This is a genomic window from Roseovarius sp. MBR-154 (genome assembly GCF_053628595.1).
This window is the reverse complement of the sequence record NZ_JBRJGR010000001.1, coordinates 657,767-673,185: the sequence shown is the minus strand read 5'-3', so window position 1 is coordinate 673,185 and position 15,419 is coordinate 657,767. Positions and strand designations below refer to the sequence as shown.

Sequence of the window (15,419 nt, the reverse complement as noted above, 5' to 3'; positions counted from 1 at the left end):
TTTTCTTCCGCTTCCCCTCCCAAGACATCCGCCCCAGTCCGTTCCGCGCCCCAACCGCGCCTCAGCGCCGCCGGTGAAGGGGCTTTTACGGTTAGCCCCGGAGAGTCGCAAGAGGTTTTTTTCACAAAACTGCAATTTTCTTCATCCCGCCGGATTTTTCCTCGAAAAGCTTCGTTTTCGCTCAAGCATCTCGTCGCAGCCCTTGACCCTCCAGTGACTGGAAGGACTATTTTACAGGAAAACACGGAAGGAGAGGCCATGCCCGGCGACGCCACATTGAGAATCGAGGTTCAGGGGATGAACTGTGCGGCTTGTGCCGGGCGGGCCGAACGCGCGCTCGGCGCGCTGCCCGGGCTCCACGATGTTTCGGTCAATTTTGCCAGTGGTCAGGCAAGCATGGTGGTGCAGGGGGCGCAGGCCAGCGACGTGGCCGAGGCCCTCGAGGCCGCCAATTACCCGGCGCGCGAGGAAAGCGTGACCCTGAGCGTCTCGGGCATGAGTTGTGCCTCCTGTATCAACCGGGTCGAGGCCGCTCTCAAAGCCCTGCCTGCCGTGCTCGAGGCTCGCGCCAATCTGGCCAATGAGACCGCGCAGGTCCGCTTCCTACCCGGCGGTACCGATGCCGCGGATCTGGCGCATAGGCTGACCGAGGCGGGCTATCCCGCACGGGTGCAGGATGACGAAGGCGAGGATCAGGTCGTCCGGCGCGCTGCCGAGATCGACCAAGCCCGCAGGCAGGTCTGGGTTGCAGGTCTTCTGACGCTGCCGGTGTTCGTGCTGGAAATGGGCAGCCATGTCATCCCCGGCCTGCATGGGCTGATCGCCGGGACCATTGGCATGGGCGCATCCTGGTTGGTGCAATTCGTGCTGACCACGGCTGTGCTCATCTGGCCGGGGCGGCAATTCTATCGGTTGGGCATGCCTGCGCTGCTCAAGGGCGCGCCGGACATGAACAGCCTCGTGGCCCTCGGCGCAAGCGCCGCCTGGGCCTATTCCACCGTCGCGCTCTTCGCGCCCGCGTTGCTGCCCGAGGGCACCCGTGCGGTCTATTTCGAGGCCGCGGCGGTGATCGTCACGCTGATCCTGACGGGCCGCTGGCTCGAGGCGCGGGCCAAGGGGCGCACCGGGGCCGCGATTCAGCGCCTGATCGGGTTGCAACCCAGGACCGCGCGGGTCGAGCGCAACGGCGAGGTCCGTGATCTTGCCATCGAGGAGGTCGCGGTCGGCGATCTCCTCCACCTGCGCCCCGGCGAACAGGTGGCCATCGACGGCGAGGTGACCGAGGGCAGCTCCTATATCGACGAATCGATGATCACCGGAGAGCCCGCCCCGGTGGCCAAGGGCCCCGGCGACATGGTCGTGGGCGGCACCATCAACGGCGATGGCGCGCTCAGCCTTCGCGCCACTGCCGTGGGTAGGGACACGGTGCTGGCGCGGATCGTCGCCATGGTCGAAGAGGCGCAGGGCGCGAAACTGCCGGTGCAGGCGCTGGCCGACCGGGTGGTGCGCGTCTTCGTGCCGATCGTCATCGCGGTGGCACTGGTGACGGTGGCGGTCTGGCTGATGGTCGGCCCCGCCCCGGCCCTCACGCATGCGTTGGTCGCCGGGGTTTCGGTGCTGCTCATCGCCTGCCCCTGCGCGATGGGGCTCGCCACCCCCACCTCGATCATGGTGGGCACCGGGCGCGCCGCCGAGATTGGCGTGCTCTTTCGCAAGGGCGAGGCCCTGCAACGGCTCGATGAGGCGCACGTCGTGGCCTTCGACAAGACCGGCACGCTCACCCAAGGCAAGCCCGCCGTGACACAGATCACGGTGAGTGATACCTGGGACGAGGCGACGGTGCTGCGGCTTGCGGCGGCGGCGCAGGGCAAATCCGAGCATCCCATCGCGCGCGCCATGGAAGATGCGGCGACGCGGCAGGAGCTGGACCTGCCCAAGGTCCAGAGCTTCAAGGCCATCGCCGGTCACGGGATCGAAGCCGAGGTCGACGGCCATAGCCTGCTGATCGGCGCGGCCCGACTGATGATCCGCGAGGGGATCGAAATCGGCGCGCTTGAGACCGCGGCCGAGGATCTGGCCGGGAAAGGCCAAACCGCGATTCACGTCGCCATCGACGGGCAGCACGCTGCCGTTCTGGGCATCGCCGATGCGGCCAAACCCTCCAGCCGGGCGGTCATCGAGGCGCTGCATGCGCGCGGCCTCAGGACCGCGATGATCACCGGCGACAGCAGTGCGACGGCGCAGGCCATCGCCCAAGAGCTTGGCATCGACCATGTCGAGGCCGAGGTGCTGCCCGAAGGCAAGGTCGATGCGGTGCGCCGCCTGCAGGACCGCTTCGGTGTCACCGCCTTTGTCGGCGACGGGATCAATGACGCACCGGCCCTTGCACAGGCCGATATCGGCATCGCCGTGGGCACCGGCACCGATGTCGCCATCGAATCGGCGGATGTGGTGCTGATGTCCGGCGATCTGGCCGGGGTGGTCAACGCGCTCGACCTGTCGCACCGCACCCTGCGCAACATCCGGCAAAACCTCTTCTGGGCTTTTGCCTACAACACGGCGCTCATTCCGGTGGCGGCGGGGCTGCTCTACCCGGTGACAGGGCTCATGCTCTCGCCGATGCTGGCGGCGGGGGCGATGGCGCTCTCCTCGGTCTTTGTCCTGTCGAACGCGCTGCGCCTGCGCGGAGTGCGCCCTGCGATGGAGGGTAGCGCATGAACATTTCCGACGTGGCCCGCGACACCGGCCTGCCGCCCAAGACGATCCGCTATTACGAGGAGATCGGCCTGATCCGCCCGCTGCGCAGCGAGAACGGCTATCGCGTGTTCCGTGACAGCGATGTCCACAAGCTGGCCTTTCTCGGCCGCGCCCGCACGCTCGGCTTTTCCATCGAGGATTGCCGCACGCTTCTGGCCCTCTATGAGGATCAGGACCGCGCGAGCGCCGATGTCAAGCAGGTGGCGCAGGACCATCTGAACCAGATCGAGGACAAGATCGCACAGCTGCAATCCATGCAGGCCACCTTGCAATATCTGGTTCGGGAATGCGCCGGCGACAACCGGCCCGATTGCCCGATCCTCAGCGATCTCGCCAAAGGCTGAAACCGGAGGCCGCCATCGACAGATGGCCCACCGGAGTGGGTTTCTTCTTGGTGAAAATACTCAAAAAGCGTCACTCGCCATAGGCGAGCCCCTCGCGGCGGGGATCGGCCCCGCCCTGCAGGGTCTCGCCGATCTCGATCGCATGCAAGCCGGAGGTCAGATCGCGCACCGTCACCTCGTAGCCCATTTCTCGCAGCGGCGCGGCAAGACGCGGCTCTTCCAGATCATAGGCCCCGAAGCGATTGACCAGATGCGGCAGGGCCACGGCCTCCTGCACATCCATCCCCCAATCCGCCCAGGCGATGATCGTCTTGGCCACATAGCCGATGATCATGCTTCCCCCCGGACTGCCCAGAACCAGCACCGGCGCACCATCGCGGCGCAGGATCGTGGGCGCCATGGACGAGCGCGGGCGCTTGCCTGGCTCCACCCGGTTGGCAATCGGACGGCCCTCGTCATGGCTGGCAAAGGAGAAATCCGTCAGTTCGTTGTTGAGAAGGAACCCCCGCGCCATGAGCCGCGAACCGAAGCCGTTCTCGATGGTCGTGGTCATGCTGAGCGCATTGCCATAGCCATCGACAATCGAGATTTGCGAGGTCGACGGCAGCTCGATGGATTGGTCGTCGGCCAGGTTAAGCGCGTGGTCGAATTCCGGCCTGCCCGGCGCGACCTCTGGCAGGGCATCGTCCCCCCGCAACAACTCCGAGCGCGATCTCAGGTAATCCGGGGCCAGCAGCCCCTTGAGCGGCACCGGCACGAAATCGCTATCGGCGAGGTAGCGCCCCCGGTCGGCAAAGGCCAGACGGCTGGCATCGCCAATCAGCCGCCACGCCTCCGGATCGTCGGGGCCGAGCCCGGCCAGATCAAACGGCGAGAGCAGCCCGAGGATCTGCCCGACGGTCGACGCGCCGGACGAGGGCGGTCCCATCCCGCAGACCTCATAGACGCGATAGGGCACGCAGAGCGCGGGCCGCTCTTTCACTCGGTAGATCGCCAGATCGGTTTCACTCAGCACCCCCGGATTGCCCGGCGCGCCCTGCACCGTGGCCACAATATCCGCCGCGATCTCGCCTGTATAAAAGGCGCGTGGACCATGCTCCGCGAGGGTACGCAACGTGTCGGCATAGGCCGGGTTGCGCAACCGGTCCCCCACGGCGAGCGGCTCGCCACCCGGCAGGAAATAGGCGCGCGTTGCCGGGAACCGTGCAAGCCGCTCTGCATCGCCCGCCACCAGCGCGGCCAGGCGCGGGCTGACCGGAAACCCGTCCTCGGCCAGCCGGATCGCATCTTCGAACAGCCCCGGCCAAGCGGCCCGCCCCCACCTCTCATGCGCCGCCTTCAACAACGCGGGCGTGCCCGGCGTACCCACTGAGCGCCCGCCCACAACCGCGTCGAAAAACTCCAGCGGCTGGCCCGTCTCATCCTGAAAAAGGGTTGGCGTGGCCTCCAGCGGCGCAGTTTCGCGCCCGTCAAGCGTGGTGATCTCGCCGCTCGCCCCATCATGCCAGACAAGGAACGCACCACCCCCCAGTCCCGAGCTTTGCGGCTCCACCAGCCCCAGCACCGCCTGCACCGCCACCATCGCATCCGCCGCCGTGCCGCCCGCGCGCAGCACCTTCGCACCCGCCTCGACCGCCAGCGGATGCGCCGCTGCGATCATCCAGGTTTCCGCCTCGACCGGGCGGCCCGCATCCTTGGACGCCTGCGCGCCCGCCAGCAGGCCGGGTACCTGCAAGGCCCCTGCCCCTGCCCCTTCCGGCGCGACGGTATCCGCCGCCTGCTGCGCGTGAACCGGAATGCACAGACCGATCCCCAAGGCCAGAAACGCCAGAAACAGCGCGCGCATGTGCCAAACCCTCCCTATAGCGGATCGGTGCGCCAGAGCGTCACCTTGAGCCCACCATGCGCCACCGGCGGCCCGGCTGGCAAGAACGGCAACCCGGTGGATTTCGCGAGGCCCCCATCGCTGGTCACCAGCCCCACGCGCCAGCCACGCATCTCGCGCCGCAACACTTCGCCAAGGCTTGCATAGAGACCAAAAAGCAGCTTGCGATTGCCGATCCGCGCGCCATAAGGCGGGTTGATCATCACCAGACCCGGCGGGCCTTCGGGCCGGGTCAGGGCCGAAATCGGCTGGCAGACAAATTGCGTGATCTCCCCCACCCCGGCGCGGACGGCATTCTCGCTCGCCATGCGCACCGCACCCGCGTCGCGGTCACAACCGTAGAATCGCAGCGGCGTCTCGCGCGGCGCGGGGCCATGCCGCATCGCCGCCCATGCCTGCGCATCGAACCCCGCCAGATCCTCGAAAGCGAAACGCCGCGCCCGCCCGGGCATCAGCCCCGTCGCGATCTCGGCGGCCTCGATCGGAAAGGTGCCCGAGCCGCACATCGGATCAAGCACCGGCTCCGATCCATCATACCTGCATTGCCGCAGGAAAAGCGCCGCCAGCGTCTCGCGCATCGGGGCCTTGCCCACGGCCTCCTTGGAACCGCGCCGATGCAAAGGCTCGCCGGAGGTATCAAGGCTGAACGTCACCAGATCATCCTCGATCCGCGCCATCAGGCGCAGCGCCGCATCCTCGCGCACCTCGCCCCCCAACACATCGGTCAGCGCGCCCACGATCCGCTGCGTTGCCGCCCCCGCGTGGTAGATCTTCGACTTGCGGCAGGTCACCTCGACCCGCACCGGCACATCGGCGCGCAGATGCGCGGCCCAGTCGAATTTGCGCGCCCGCTTGTCGAGTTGGGCAAGGTGAAACGCCCGAAACGACCCGATCCGCGCCAGCACCCGCCCGGCCCCGCGCAACTCCAGATTGGCGCGCCAGACATCGGGCCATATGCCCATGAAACTGACCCCGCCGGGCAGAACGGTAACGGGGCCAAACCCGGCCTCGCGCGCCTCTTCGGCAAGGGCGGTTTCATGCCCCGGCGGGGCGGCGAGGAATATCTCGAAAGGGTCCGCGTGGCTCAATGCAGAATCACAACATCGCCGGCACGACCTGATCGGGCGGGCGATGCCCGTCGTCAAAGGTCTTGATATTGATGATCACCTTCTCGCCCATCTCGATCCGGCCCTCGACCGTGGCCGATCCCATATGCGGCAAGAGCACCACGTTCTTGAGCTCACGCAGGCGCGGGTTGATTTCGGTCCCGTGCTCATAGACATCGAGGCCCGCGCCCGCGATCTCTCCGGCGCGCAGCATCCGCGTGAGCGCGTTCTCGTCGATCACCTCGCCGCGCGAGGTATTCACGATCACCGCATCGGGCTTCATCAACTTCAGCCGCCGCGCGTTCATCAGGTGAAAGGTCGAGGGCGTGTGCGGGCAGTTGATGCTCAGCACATCCATCCGTGCCACCATCTGATCGAGGCTTTCCCAGTAGGTGGCCTCCAGTGCCCGCTCGATCTCGGGGCGCAAGCGACGACGGTTGTGGTAATGCACCTGCATGCCAAAGGCCGCCGCACGCCGCGCCACCGCCTGCCCGATCCGGCCCATGCCAAGTATGCCCAGACGCCGCCCGGCCACACGGCCACCCAGAAGGGCCGTCGGCGACCAGCCCTGCCAGTCTCCCGACTGCATCCGCGCCAACCCCTCGGGCAGGCGGCGGGTCACGCTCAGGATCAGCGCCATGGTCATGTCGGCGGTGTCATCGGTCAGCACACCGGGCGTGTTCGACACAAGAATACCGTGCTGACGCGCGGTGTTGACGTCGATATGATCGACACCCGCGCCGTAATTGGCGATCAGCTTCAGCCGGTCGCTCGCCTGCGCGATCAGCCCCGCATCAATCCGGTCCGAGAGCGTCGGCACGATCACATCGGCCTCGCGCATGGCGCGGGCAAGCTCTTCGCGGCTCATCGGCGCGTCATCCTCACGCAGCGCCACATCGAACAATTCGCGCATCCGCGTTTCGACCGGCTCGGGCAGGCGTCGCGTCACGACAACACTCAGGCGGGCAGATGGCATGAAACGCCTCCTCAAGCTTTCATTTCTTGCGCGTTGCTGCCAGAGTGGCGCAGGAAAGAGCGAGGCACAAGAACCCGCTTGCAGTTTGACGGGCAGAAATCGAATGGCAGTGATGAAATCAGGTGGCTTGACGGCGCTTGCGCTGGTGCTCTGGCCGTTCTTTGCCGGGGCCGCGGATCGCGGCCCGGTGACCAACCTGCCCCTTCCGCGCTACGTGTCGATGAAGGCCTCCGAGGCCAATGTGCGGCGCGGCCCCAGCCTGACCCACCGGATCGACTGGGTGTTCAAGCGCCGCGACATGCCGCTGATGATCACCGCCGAATACGGCCATTGGCGGCGCGTTCAGGATCGCGACGGCGCGGGCGGCTGGATGCATTACACGCTTCTGTCGGGCGTGCGCACGGCCATCGTCGAGGCCGAAATGCTCGAAATGCTCGCCCGGCCCGAACCCGGTGCGATGGTGGTGGCACGGTTGGAACAGGGGGTGATAACGCGGCTCTCCGAATGCGGCCCGGACTGGTGCGAGATCTCCGCGCAAGGCTATGACGGCTGGGCCCCGAAATCGGCACTTTGGGGGATCGAAGCGGAGGAAACGCTGGACTGATCCAGCCCGCCCCACGAAAGCCGCATATTTTTTGCTTTCCGCTCTTGAACCGCGCGAGGCTCCAGAGTAATTAGCGCGGCACGTTGGGGTGTAGCCAAGTGGTAAGGCAGCGGTTTTTGGTACCGTGTACCGTAGGTTCGAATCCTACCACCCCAGCCAGTGACCTTGACCACCTCGGCGGAAATTCCGTTAAAGCCCAACTGGAAACGGGTTTTTTCCGAAATCGGCGCTTGATCGGTCACTGAAATCCCGCAACATTTCCCGCAACACCGCCAATCTGGTGGGTAATTTCGCGCGGGAGGTTGTGATGGCGAAAAGGATCTTGGCGGCGGCGGTGGCGGTTCTGGTGGGGCTTGCGGCGCTCCTGTTCATTACCGGGTCACCATCGGGCGACGGCCCGGGCCTCGAGCGGACGGGCTATTTCAAGGATGATGAGCGATTCCGGGTGATGGCGTTTCGCGCTGGCGAGCCGCTCGACCGGGGCGCGGCCGAGGCCGCGTTGGCGAATGTGATGCACAGTGACGGGGCCACGACCTGGGCGGTGGTCTACGGGCCGGGCGCACAAGAGCCCGGCCCTGCGCTGACCACCGCCGGGTCGCGCGCCGCCGCGCTCGATCTCATCATGTCGCCGCCCTTCGATGGCTGGGATTGGTATCTCACGATCCGGCATGACGGGCAGCGCATGCTCGCGCCCCGTTGAGCCGCGTCATGGGCATCACCTGCGACCGGGGCCGGTGGTATTGGGTGAAGCGGGTGCCCGCCCGTTATCAAGGGGTGGTGCGCGGTGCGGATGGCCACCCGGTGAGCCAAGTGCGCCAGGCGCTGCATACGGACAGCCGGGCCGAGGCGCTGCGCAAGGCGGCAAAGGTAGAGGCCGAGCGGTTGGCGCAGTGGGAGGCGCTGCTGGCGGGCGAGATGGGGGCCGCGCGCGCGCATTACGAGGCGGCCCGGCGCATCGCCGAGGCACGCGGCTTTGCCTATCGCGCCGCCCCCGATCTCGCGCGCGACGATCTGGCCGAGCTGGTGGCTCGGCTCTCGGCGCTCGAACCCGGGAGCCCCGCACCGGTCGCGGCGGCGGTGCTGGGCACGGTGCCGCCCGTCCTGCCCGATCTGCGCGAGGTGTTCACCGATTACATCGATCTCACCCGCAGCCGCCACACGCAGAAATCCGACACGCAGCGCCACCGCTGGGAATTGCCGCGCCGCCGCGCGGTGGAGAACTTCGTGACCGTCTGCGGCGGCGGCACCCCGATGCCGGTGGGCGAGATCGACCGCGCGATGGCGCTGCGCTTTCGCGCCTGGTGGTCGGAGCGGGTGGCGGGCGGCATGAAGGTGGAGAGCGCGAACAAGGATATCGGGCATCTGGCCGAGATCCTCGGCACCTGGGCGCGACTCACCAGCACCGAGATCGACAACCCGTTCAAGGGACTGCGACTCGAGGGCAATGACGCGGTGCAGCGACCCGCCTTTTCGCGCGACTGGGTGGCGGGGCGGCTGCTGGCCCCCGGCGCGCTCTCAGGGCTGAATGCCACCGCGCGCGACGTGCTGCTGGTGATGATCAACACAGGCCTGCGCCCCTCGGAGATCACCGACGCGCCGCCCGAGGATATCGAGGTGGGGGTGAACATCCCGTTTCTGCGCGTGGCCCCGCACGGTCGCGAATTGAAAGTGCGCCACACGCGGCGCGACGTGCCGCTGCTGGGCGTGTCGCTCGAGGCGGCGCGGCGGTTGCGCGAGGCGGGCGGGGCCGGGCGCTACCGGCACAAGGCGGCGGCGTGGTCGGCCACGGTCAACAAGTATCTGGGCGAGCACGGGCTGCGCGAAACGCCCGCGCATGTGGCCTACAGCCTGCGCCACTATGTGGAGGATGCCCTGCTGGCGGCTGGGGTGGATGACCGGGTGCGCGCCGATATCCTGGGCCACCGCTACCCGCGCCCTCTCTACGGGTCAGGGGGTGCGCTGGCAGGGCGGGCGGCGGCGCTGGCGAAGATTGCGTTGTGAGTTTCGTCATTTGTTTACGAAGGGGGTGACTTACGCCCAACTTGTTGAAAGGCTGAGCAACATTGGAATCAGCGAGAAGGAAGCGAACGTTCGCAACAAGCTAACCAGAGGGAAGTTTAGTGCGGCGTTCCTGTTGTAATGTCTAATCGGGATTGGATCACGGCACTTGTATTTGGAATAGCTCTTCTCGCGATGCTGGGTTACGGCGCGTTCCACGTCACTCTAAAGCATGATGAATATGCCCGAGACCGCGAGAGCATAACCACACAAAATAATGCCGAACGCGAAACCCGCATTGCCAATTGCCTCGTAAGAGGATCTTTTGACGCCGCGATCCAGTGTATTGAAGAAGAGATAGCAGCCGACCAGGAAGAAAAGAGTTCCTACAAAGACCTGAAAGCCCAACAGGATATGTCTATCTGGGCCCTGAGCATGGCCATCGCCTCTTTCTTGGCTCTTTTGCTTACTGCTGTTGGCATTTTCTTCGTGTGGCGTACTGTTAGCCTTACAAGAGAAACTCTGACTGCCACTCAAAGAATGGCAATCGATGCAAGAAAGATCGGGGATATGGAAAATAGAGCGTGGCTTGCGTGTGAGCTGAAAATTCCCAATGGTCTTCTGGCAGCGCGAGACAGCCTCCCTTTTGGCATGGAACTGCAAATCACCAACATCGGCAGGAGTTTGGCGGTTGACGTGCTTGCAGACGTTTTTCTGTTCCAGGAGTTTTCTCACCATGATGAAGCAGAAATCGAAGGATTGCGGCTTAAGCTGATCAATCGGGTCGAGACCGACTACGAGCGGGCCGGCCTTATCCTGCCTGAAGAGACATTCCGCAAAGCGCGGGCGGAAGCGCTGAAAGTCGACCCATGTCGCGTAAAGCCGTTCCTTGGGGGTATCATGCCATGTGCCTGCATTGTTGCTGTCTACAGGACAGAAACCGATAACGATTGGCATAGCACAGCCACGCTCTTCGACATCTATGTTCGAGATGCTGATGGGGTCGGCCTTGGCCACCCGTTTACAATGGACGGGCGCGCCATCCCCGAGGAGGGACTCAACGTGGTCAAGCGCAGAAACGCCATTGCCAATTAACATGACCGTGAGCGCCGCAAAGAGAATGTTTGGGATGTGCATATCCATCTTCCCGGAATAAAGGGCATCTCACCGGTGTTGCGTTTTCCGAAGATGTTGCGCGCGGTCCGGTAAGGCTGGGTGCGCAGGGCTTGGCGCGCGGGCTGAGCTCGCGCCGCTAGGACGCCCGCACCCTCGCGCCACCGCCCGCGCCCGGGCCAGCGCGCCCTCCTGCGCGTCGAGCCGCGCCACTTCCGATTCGAGACGCAGGAAGATCGGCAGAGCGGGCTCGCCCAGCAGCTCCACCATTTCGGCGGCGCGGATATGGGCGGCGCGGATATCCGCCGGGCTGGGCTCGGGGCGGGCGGTCACGGAGTCAGCGGCCGCGGGCCACGAATGTCGGCTTGATCTGGTGGAAATCAAGGCGGCGCACGAGGCGGTTATAGCTGATACCCGCGCGCTGAGCGGCGGCATATTTCGAGCCGCCCACCTCGGTCATCAGCTTCTCGAGATAGCGCCGTTCCGCCTGTTCGAGGGTGTGGGCGAGGGGCTTTTCGGTGGTCACTTGAAAATTGGTCATCACACAACTCCAGGCTGACTTTCCCCGGCATTATGCAATGCGCCATTTCGCTTGTCACTATTTCATGGTGATCAAAAATGTTCCGCTATGGAAATGATTGTTCAAATTTTGGAAAAATCCTATACAGCCCAGCCAGCTTTCCGATGGGCTGATTCGCGTGCCCCATCACCTCGGACCAGGGCCGCCCATCGCGCGTCATGGCCAACAAGTGAGGCGGGGATAGCAGGCGAAACCCCACCAGATCGGGGGCCTTTTCGATGGCCACGAGATCACCCGCGATGGGCACCTCACCCTTTGCGATCAGCGCCAGATCGCCCGCGCGCCCGCCGATCAACGGCACCGGCTCGATCAGCCGTGCCGCCGCAAGATGCGCATCCGCGCCGCGCCACTCGAAAGTCCCGCGCACGGCTGCGGGCAGGTATTCGGCCAACGCAGAAAGGGCGCAGGGCTGCGCCTCGATATCTGCACCGGGATACCCCCCATCGCGCAGTGCCGCGAGCGGCACGCCCAGCGCGCGGGCCAGGGCGGCGAGACTGTCGGGACTGGGATTGCGCGTCTCGCCGCTGACGATCCGGGCGGTGTGGTTCACACTGAGCCCCGAATCGCGGCTGAGATTCGAGGCTTTCAGCCCGGCCCGGTGCATGAGCATCCCAAGCCGGAGCGCCAAGGGTGAGCGGTCATCCATCGGTCTGGCCTTTCCGTTGTGAAATTACATGTTCCACAATGTGGAAATAAATTTCCACATGAATTATAGGTGACCACCACGAAATGGTGAAACATGGGGCGCAGCCAAGGAGGTGCCCCGCATGTCGACCATCATCCCTTTCCCCGACCGGATCGCAACATCACCCCCCGCCATTCCACCGGGCGCGCGCGAGGTGCCGCGCCCGGTGGCGCTGGCACTCGGGGCCATTCTGTTGAGCGGCGGCCCGGTGCCGCTTCGCGAGATTTGCCTGCGCGGCGATCTGCATCGCACGGCCGCGCTGATCGAGATCGAATCCGCAGGTCTTTTCCGCACGCGCCGCGGGCTGACCGGCACGCGCATTGATCTCGACCATCCGCCCGATGGGATCGGCATGGCGCTGCGCACCGCCGCCGTGATTGCCTGGGCCTCGGCCTGCGGTGCGATGCCGGGGATCGAATGATGGGCCGCAATGACCGGATGCTGCGCTATCTGGGCGCGATCGAGGCGGCGCGCGCCCTGGGCGGCACCGCGCAATCGCGCAGCGGGCTCGACCCGCTGGGCGCGGTGGTGGCCGAGCGCATGGCGATCCTCGAGGGGCTGGCCCGGACGGGCGATGACGGGCGGCTCATGCTGACCATGACGGGGCGGAAATGGGCCCGCGCCCAGCTGCGCGATCTGGAGCCGCTCATCACCGCCGCCGGGCTGGCGGCGACCCCTGCGCGGGAGACTTGCGATGCCGGTTGAGTTCCTCTCCGGCGCGGGCCCCGTCACCCTGATCGAGGGCGATTGCCGCGAGGTGCTGGCGGGGCTGCCCGAGGCCAGTGTGGACGCGGTGGTGACCGATCCGCCCTATCACCTGGCGAGCATCGTCAAGCGGTTCGGCCCCGGTCAGGCCCCGGCGCAGCATGGGCGCGACGGGCTCTTTGCCCGCGCCGCGCGCGGATTCATGGGCCAGAGCTGGGATGGCGGCGATATCGCGTTTGATCCCGCCCTCTGGGCCGCCGTGCTGCGCGTGCTCAAGCCCGGCGGCCACCTGCTGGCCTTTTCGCATTCCAAGACCTACGCCCATATGCAGATCGCGGTAGAGGCGGCCGGGTTCGAGGCGCGCGATTCGATCCTCAACCTTTACGCCGCCGACCCGGCCTGGGCCGCCTTCCTCGAAAGCCTCACGCCTGACCAGATGGACGGGCTGGGCCGGGCGTTGGCATCATCCGACGCGCCGCTGCTGGCCTGGCTTTACGGCTGCGGCTTTCCCAAGAGCCATGACGTGGCCAAGGGGATCGACAAGCTCATGGGGGCCGAGCGGGACGTGGTGGCCACAAGGCCAGCCGACGACATCACGGGTGGGCAGCTGATGAAAAAGGCGACCAGCGGTGAGAGCCGCCCCCCGCGCGAGATCGCCATAACCGCCCCCGCCACACCCGAGGCCGCCGCCTGGGAGGGCTGGGGCACGGCCCTCAAGCCCGCATTCGAGCCGATCCTTGTGGCGCGCAAACCGCTTACCGAGACATCCGTCGCCCGGCAGGTGCTGGCCACCGGCACCGGCGGGCTGAATATCGACGGGGGGCGAGTCGGGAAGGAGCGTGTTGCGTCCTATCGCGGCACCGGGGTTCCGCGCCCATCCCAAAGCCCCTCGATGCACGAGCAGGCGATCCCCGAAAAGGTCGGTGAGAAAATCGGCCGCTGGCTCGCCAATGTCACCCACGATGCCAGCGCCGAGGTGCGGGCGCGATTCCCGGCCGATCCCTCGGGTACTGTCGCGCGGTTCTTTTACTCGGCCAAGGCAGACGCGACCGACCGGCAGGGCAGCCGCCACCCCACCGTCAAACCGCAAACGCTGATGCGCTGGCTGGTGAGGCTGGTGACGCCGCCGGGCGCGCTGGTGCTCGATCCGTTCGGCGGCTCGGGCAGCACCGGCTGGGCCGCGCATCGCGAGGGCCGCCGCGCCCTGCTGATCGAGCGCGAGCCGGATTATGCCGCGCATATCCGCCAGCGCATCGCCGGGCTCGACCGGCCCAGATCGCCTGAGACCGGCAAGGCATCCCGGCGGCAACCCGATCTGTTCGAGGTGAGAAAATGAGACATCGCCCCATCTGCATCGCGCCCCTGCGCGCCCATTGGCAGCCCCTGCCCGAGGCGCCGCGCGGATCGGCGGCCGAGGCGGCGGGCGCGGCGGCCGCGCTCGATCTGGCGGCGCTGGTGCATTTTCACGCGGCCCGCACCGCGCGGGCCAGCGGCGACGCGCGCGGGGCCGCGCGCCGCGCGAGGTGCGGCCTTATCCTGACCGAGCGGGCGCAGTGCGCGCGCGGGAGGGCGGCCTCATGAAATCGCTGCGCCGATCCGCCAAGATGCGCGCGGCACTCTCGATAGGCATCTGGTGTCTGGGGCAGTCCCTCGGCCCGGATCGCGCCGCCCTGGCCAGCGCCACGGGCCTGCGCGCGCCCGCGCTGGGCCAGGCCCTGGCCCGCGTGGAGAAACTGCGCCTCGATCCGGCCTGGGCCGCGCTGCTCGACCGCTGCGCCACGGCCTGGGGCGGGGTTCCGCCGCTGGAGCCGCGGCTTTGCCATCTGTCCCGCGCGCTGGGTGCCGATTTCACCCTCGCCGCCGCCGATCTCGAGCTGGCCCGCGCGCAGGCGCTGACCGGCACCCACCGGTTGATGCTCGACCCGGCCCTGCCCCGCGCCGCGCTGATCTGGGCGGGTGAGCCTGAGCCGTTCCCCACCGATCACGCGCTCCTTTGGCTGGCCGCCGGGATGCTGGATTTCGCACCAGAACCAAGCGCCTACCGTCTGAGGATCGCAGGCCCGCGCCGCGTCGCATCGCTGCGCGAGTTGCCGCAGGCCGATGTGGTGCCTCCCGCAAAAGGCCGATGGGCCGAGGAGGCGCTGCGCGCCAAGGCGCGGCGCGTGGCCCTGGCGTTTGAGACAGCCGGGCTGAGCGCGGAGGGTGAGATCGGCCTGCTCGCCGCACGCGACCGGCTCGGCCCGTCACTCTGGGCGGTGGCGCGCGATTGCCTGGGCCGTGCTCACCCACGCGAGCGGGTGGAGCGCGACATGGGCCTGCCTGGGCGCTCGGCCAAGGCGCTCTTGCTCGCGGCGGTGGAGCTCTGGCCGGAGGAGACGGGCAATGACTGACTGCCAGATCTGCGGCAACACGCCCGCCCCGTTCGGGCAAGGCTGGCCCGGCACCCCCGCCAGCCAGCCCGAGCCGGTGCGCGGCCGGAAATTGCGGCTCTGTGCCTTTGGTGGCCCGTGCCACGCGATGGCCGTGGCGCGGGTCATCCGGGCGGCGGGGCAGCCCTGGCCCGCGGGTGGATATCGCGGCATCGCGGCGGCGGATGTCGCGGCGGCGCTGGGAGAGCTTGGATTTGACAAGGCAGAGGCGCGGCGGCTGGCCCGCGCGTGACAAAG

The 15,419-nt window shown here is 66.9% G+C and carries 20 protein-coding genes and 1 tRNA gene; 14 read left to right on the top strand and 7 right to left on the bottom strand.

Annotated elements, in window-relative coordinates; genetic code table 11:
* The coding region (locus tag ACSSV4_RS03205; RefSeq protein ID WP_454273368.1) for a hypothetical protein at window positions 1-185 on the bottom strand (185 nt) is incomplete at its 3' end.
* A gap of 73 nt (window positions 186-258) precedes the next feature.
* Between ACSSV4_RS03205 and ACSSV4_RS03200 the strand changes: the two genes are divergently transcribed.
* Both ACSSV4_RS03200 and cueR read left to right on the top strand, forming a co-directional pair.
* Window positions 259-2,718 carry a heavy metal translocating P-type ATPase gene (locus tag ACSSV4_RS03200; protein ID WP_454273366.1) on the top strand — a complete coding sequence of 820 codons (2,460 nt, stop codon included), beginning with the start codon at window positions 259-261 and terminating at the stop codon, window positions 2,716-2,718.
* The gene (cueR, locus tag ACSSV4_RS03195; RefSeq protein ID WP_454273365.1) at window positions 2,715-3,101 is read left to right on the top strand and encodes a Cu(I)-responsive transcriptional regulator; all 387 of its coding nucleotides are present in this window, start codon (window positions 2,715-2,717) and stop codon (window positions 3,099-3,101) included. The genes ACSSV4_RS03200 and cueR overlap by 4 nt, the downstream gene beginning before the upstream one ends.
* 70 nt (window positions 3,102-3,171) lie before the next feature.
* On the opposite strand, the gene ggt is transcribed toward cueR, so the two are convergent.
* The 3 genes from ggt to ACSSV4_RS03180 are packed head-to-tail and all read right to left on the bottom strand — an operon-like array spanning window position 3,172 to window position 7,068.
* Window positions 3,172-4,947 carry a gamma-glutamyltransferase gene (gene ggt, locus ACSSV4_RS03190; RefSeq protein ID WP_454273364.1) on the bottom strand — a complete coding sequence of 592 codons (1,776 nt, stop codon included), beginning with the start codon at window positions 4,945-4,947 and terminating at the stop codon, window positions 3,172-3,174.
* Window positions 4,948-4,961: 14 nt separating this feature from the next.
* The gene (locus ACSSV4_RS03185) at window positions 4,962-6,074 is read right to left on the bottom strand and encodes a THUMP domain-containing class I SAM-dependent RNA methyltransferase (protein ID WP_454273362.1); all 1,113 of its coding nucleotides are present in this window, start codon (window positions 6,072-6,074) and stop codon (window positions 4,962-4,964) included.
* Window positions 6,075-6,081: 7 nt separating this feature from the next.
* Window positions 6,082-7,068, bottom strand: a complete 987-nt coding sequence (locus ACSSV4_RS03180; RefSeq protein ID WP_454273361.1) for a 2-hydroxyacid dehydrogenase — start codon at window positions 7,066-7,068, stop codon at window positions 6,082-6,084.
* A gap of 103 nt (window positions 7,069-7,171) precedes the next feature.
* On the opposite strand from ACSSV4_RS03180, the gene ACSSV4_RS03175 reads away from it, so the two are divergent.
* The 6 genes from ACSSV4_RS03175 (at window position 7,172) to ACSSV4_RS03150 (ending at window position 10,765) form a co-directional block, all read left to right on the top strand.
* Window positions 7,172-7,672, top strand: coding sequence for an SH3 domain-containing protein (locus ACSSV4_RS03175; protein WP_454273359.1), 501 nt, complete (start codon window positions 7,172-7,174; stop codon window positions 7,670-7,672).
* An 84-nt stretch (window positions 7,673-7,756) separates the two neighbouring features.
* Window positions 7,757-7,831 (top strand) — tRNA-Gln (locus ACSSV4_RS03170).
* 148 nt (window positions 7,832-7,979) lie between these two features.
* Entirely contained in the window at window positions 7,980-8,372 is a 393-nt protein-coding gene (locus ACSSV4_RS03165) for a hypothetical protein (protein ID WP_454273357.1), read from the top strand.
* The gene (locus tag ACSSV4_RS03160) at window positions 8,369-9,673 is read left to right on the top strand and encodes an integrase (RefSeq protein ID WP_454273356.1); all 1,305 of its coding nucleotides are present in this window, start codon (window positions 8,369-8,371) and stop codon (window positions 9,671-9,673) included. The genes ACSSV4_RS03165 and ACSSV4_RS03160 overlap by 4 nt, the downstream gene beginning before the upstream one ends.
* Complete coding sequence (locus tag ACSSV4_RS03155) at window positions 9,564-9,812, top strand: DUF6471 domain-containing protein (protein ID WP_454273355.1); 249 nt, start codon at window positions 9,564-9,566, stop codon at window positions 9,810-9,812. The genes ACSSV4_RS03160 and ACSSV4_RS03155 overlap by 110 nt, the downstream gene beginning before the upstream one ends.
* A gap of 53 nt (window positions 9,813-9,865) precedes the next feature.
* On the top strand, window positions 9,866-10,765 hold the full coding sequence (locus tag ACSSV4_RS03150) for a hypothetical protein (protein WP_454273354.1): 900 nt from the start codon (window positions 9,866-9,868) through the stop codon (window positions 10,763-10,765).
* Window positions 10,766-10,834: 69 nt separating this feature from the next.
* Here the strand turns inward: ACSSV4_RS03150 and ACSSV4_RS03145 are convergent, their stop codons facing one another.
* From ACSSV4_RS03145 to ACSSV4_RS03135, 3 genes are all read right to left on the bottom strand, one after another.
* Window positions 10,835-11,116: a hypothetical protein gene (locus ACSSV4_RS03145; protein WP_454273352.1), complete on the bottom strand. Its 282-nt coding sequence runs from the start codon at window positions 11,114-11,116 to the stop codon at window positions 10,835-10,837.
* A 4-nt stretch (window positions 11,117-11,120) separates the two neighbouring features.
* Window positions 11,121-11,324, bottom strand: a complete 204-nt coding sequence (locus ACSSV4_RS03140) for a helix-turn-helix domain-containing protein (protein ID WP_454273351.1) — start codon at window positions 11,322-11,324, stop codon at window positions 11,121-11,123.
* 85 nt (window positions 11,325-11,409) lie between these two features.
* Window positions 11,410-12,009, bottom strand: coding sequence for a helix-turn-helix domain-containing protein (locus tag ACSSV4_RS03135; protein WP_454273350.1), 600 nt, complete (start codon window positions 12,007-12,009; stop codon window positions 11,410-11,412).
* Between the two features lie 121 nt (window positions 12,010-12,130).
* On the opposite strand from ACSSV4_RS03135, the gene ACSSV4_RS03130 reads away from it, so the two are divergent.
* The 6 genes from ACSSV4_RS03130 to ACSSV4_RS03105 are packed head-to-tail and all read left to right on the top strand — an operon-like array spanning window position 12,131 to window position 15,414.
* Window positions 12,131-12,469, top strand: a complete 339-nt coding sequence (locus ACSSV4_RS03130; RefSeq protein ID WP_454273348.1) for a hypothetical protein — start codon at window positions 12,131-12,133, stop codon at window positions 12,467-12,469.
* Window positions 12,469-12,753: a hypothetical protein gene (locus ACSSV4_RS03125; protein WP_454273346.1), complete on the top strand. Its 285-nt coding sequence runs from the start codon at window positions 12,469-12,471 to the stop codon at window positions 12,751-12,753. Before ACSSV4_RS03130 ends, ACSSV4_RS03125 begins: the two co-directional genes overlap by 1 nt.
* Complete coding sequence (locus ACSSV4_RS03120; protein WP_454273345.1) at window positions 12,743-14,089, top strand: DNA-methyltransferase; 1,347 nt, start codon at window positions 12,743-12,745, stop codon at window positions 14,087-14,089. The genes ACSSV4_RS03125 and ACSSV4_RS03120 overlap by 11 nt, the downstream gene beginning before the upstream one ends.
* Entirely contained in the window at window positions 14,086-14,334 is a 249-nt protein-coding gene (locus ACSSV4_RS03115; protein ID WP_454273344.1) for a hypothetical protein, read from the top strand. The genes ACSSV4_RS03120 and ACSSV4_RS03115 overlap by 4 nt, the downstream gene beginning before the upstream one ends.
* Entirely contained in the window at window positions 14,331-15,143 is an 813-nt protein-coding gene (locus ACSSV4_RS03110) for a hypothetical protein (protein ID WP_454273343.1), read from the top strand. The genes ACSSV4_RS03115 and ACSSV4_RS03110 overlap by 4 nt, the downstream gene beginning before the upstream one ends.
* Window positions 15,136-15,414, top strand: coding sequence for a hypothetical protein (locus tag ACSSV4_RS03105; RefSeq protein WP_454273342.1), 279 nt, complete (start codon window positions 15,136-15,138; stop codon window positions 15,412-15,414). The genes ACSSV4_RS03110 and ACSSV4_RS03105 overlap by 8 nt, the downstream gene beginning before the upstream one ends.
* The last annotated feature ends 5 nt before the right edge of the window (window positions 15,415-15,419 follow it).

Bases quoted from the DNA above. Each gene is read 5' to 3' on its own strand.
- ACSSV4_RS03110 (WP_454273343.1), top strand. From the start codon at position 14,331: ATGAAATCGCTGCGCCGATCCGCCAAGATGCGCGCGGCACTCTCGATA.
- ACSSV4_RS03175 (WP_454273359.1), top strand. From the start codon at position 7,172: ATGGCAGTGATGAAATCAGGTGGCTTGACGGCGCTTGCGCTGGTGCTC.
- cueR (WP_454273365.1), top strand. From the start codon at position 2,715: ATGAACATTTCCGACGTGGCCCGCGACACCGGCCTGCCGCCCAAGACG.
- ACSSV4_RS03125 (WP_454273346.1), top strand. From the start codon at position 12,469: ATGGGCCGCAATGACCGGATGCTGCGCTATCTGGGCGCGATCGAGGCG.
- ACSSV4_RS03130 (WP_454273348.1), top strand. From the start codon at position 12,131: ATGTCGACCATCATCCCTTTCCCCGACCGGATCGCAACATCACCCCCC.
- ACSSV4_RS03200 (WP_454273366.1), top strand. From the start codon at position 259: ATGCCCGGCGACGCCACATTGAGAATCGAGGTTCAGGGGATGAACTGT.
- ACSSV4_RS03165 (WP_454273357.1), top strand. From the start codon at position 7,980: ATGGCGAAAAGGATCTTGGCGGCGGCGGTGGCGGTTCTGGTGGGGCTT.
- ACSSV4_RS03115 (WP_454273344.1), top strand. From the start codon at position 14,086: ATGAGACATCGCCCCATCTGCATCGCGCCCCTGCGCGCCCATTGGCAG.
- ACSSV4_RS03140 (WP_454273351.1), bottom strand. From the start codon at position 11,324: ATGACCAATTTTCAAGTGACCACCGAAAAGCCCCTCGCCCACACCCTC.
- ACSSV4_RS03120 (WP_454273345.1), top strand. From the start codon at position 12,743: ATGCCGGTTGAGTTCCTCTCCGGCGCGGGCCCCGTCACCCTGATCGAG.
- ACSSV4_RS03155 (WP_454273355.1), top strand. From the start codon at position 9,564: ATGACCGGGTGCGCGCCGATATCCTGGGCCACCGCTACCCGCGCCCTC.
- ACSSV4_RS03180 (WP_454273361.1), bottom strand. From the start codon at position 7,068: ATGCCATCTGCCCGCCTGAGTGTTGTCGTGACGCGACGCCTGCCCGAG.
- ACSSV4_RS03150 (WP_454273354.1), top strand. From the start codon at position 9,866: ATGCTGGGTTACGGCGCGTTCCACGTCACTCTAAAGCATGATGAATAT.
- ACSSV4_RS03135 (WP_454273350.1), bottom strand. From the start codon at position 12,009: ATGGATGACCGCTCACCCTTGGCGCTCCGGCTTGGGATGCTCATGCAC.
- ggt (WP_454273364.1), bottom strand. From the start codon at position 4,947: ATGCGCGCGCTGTTTCTGGCGTTTCTGGCCTTGGGGATCGGTCTGTGC.
- ACSSV4_RS03105 (WP_454273342.1), top strand. From the start codon at position 15,136: ATGACTGACTGCCAGATCTGCGGCAACACGCCCGCCCCGTTCGGGCAA.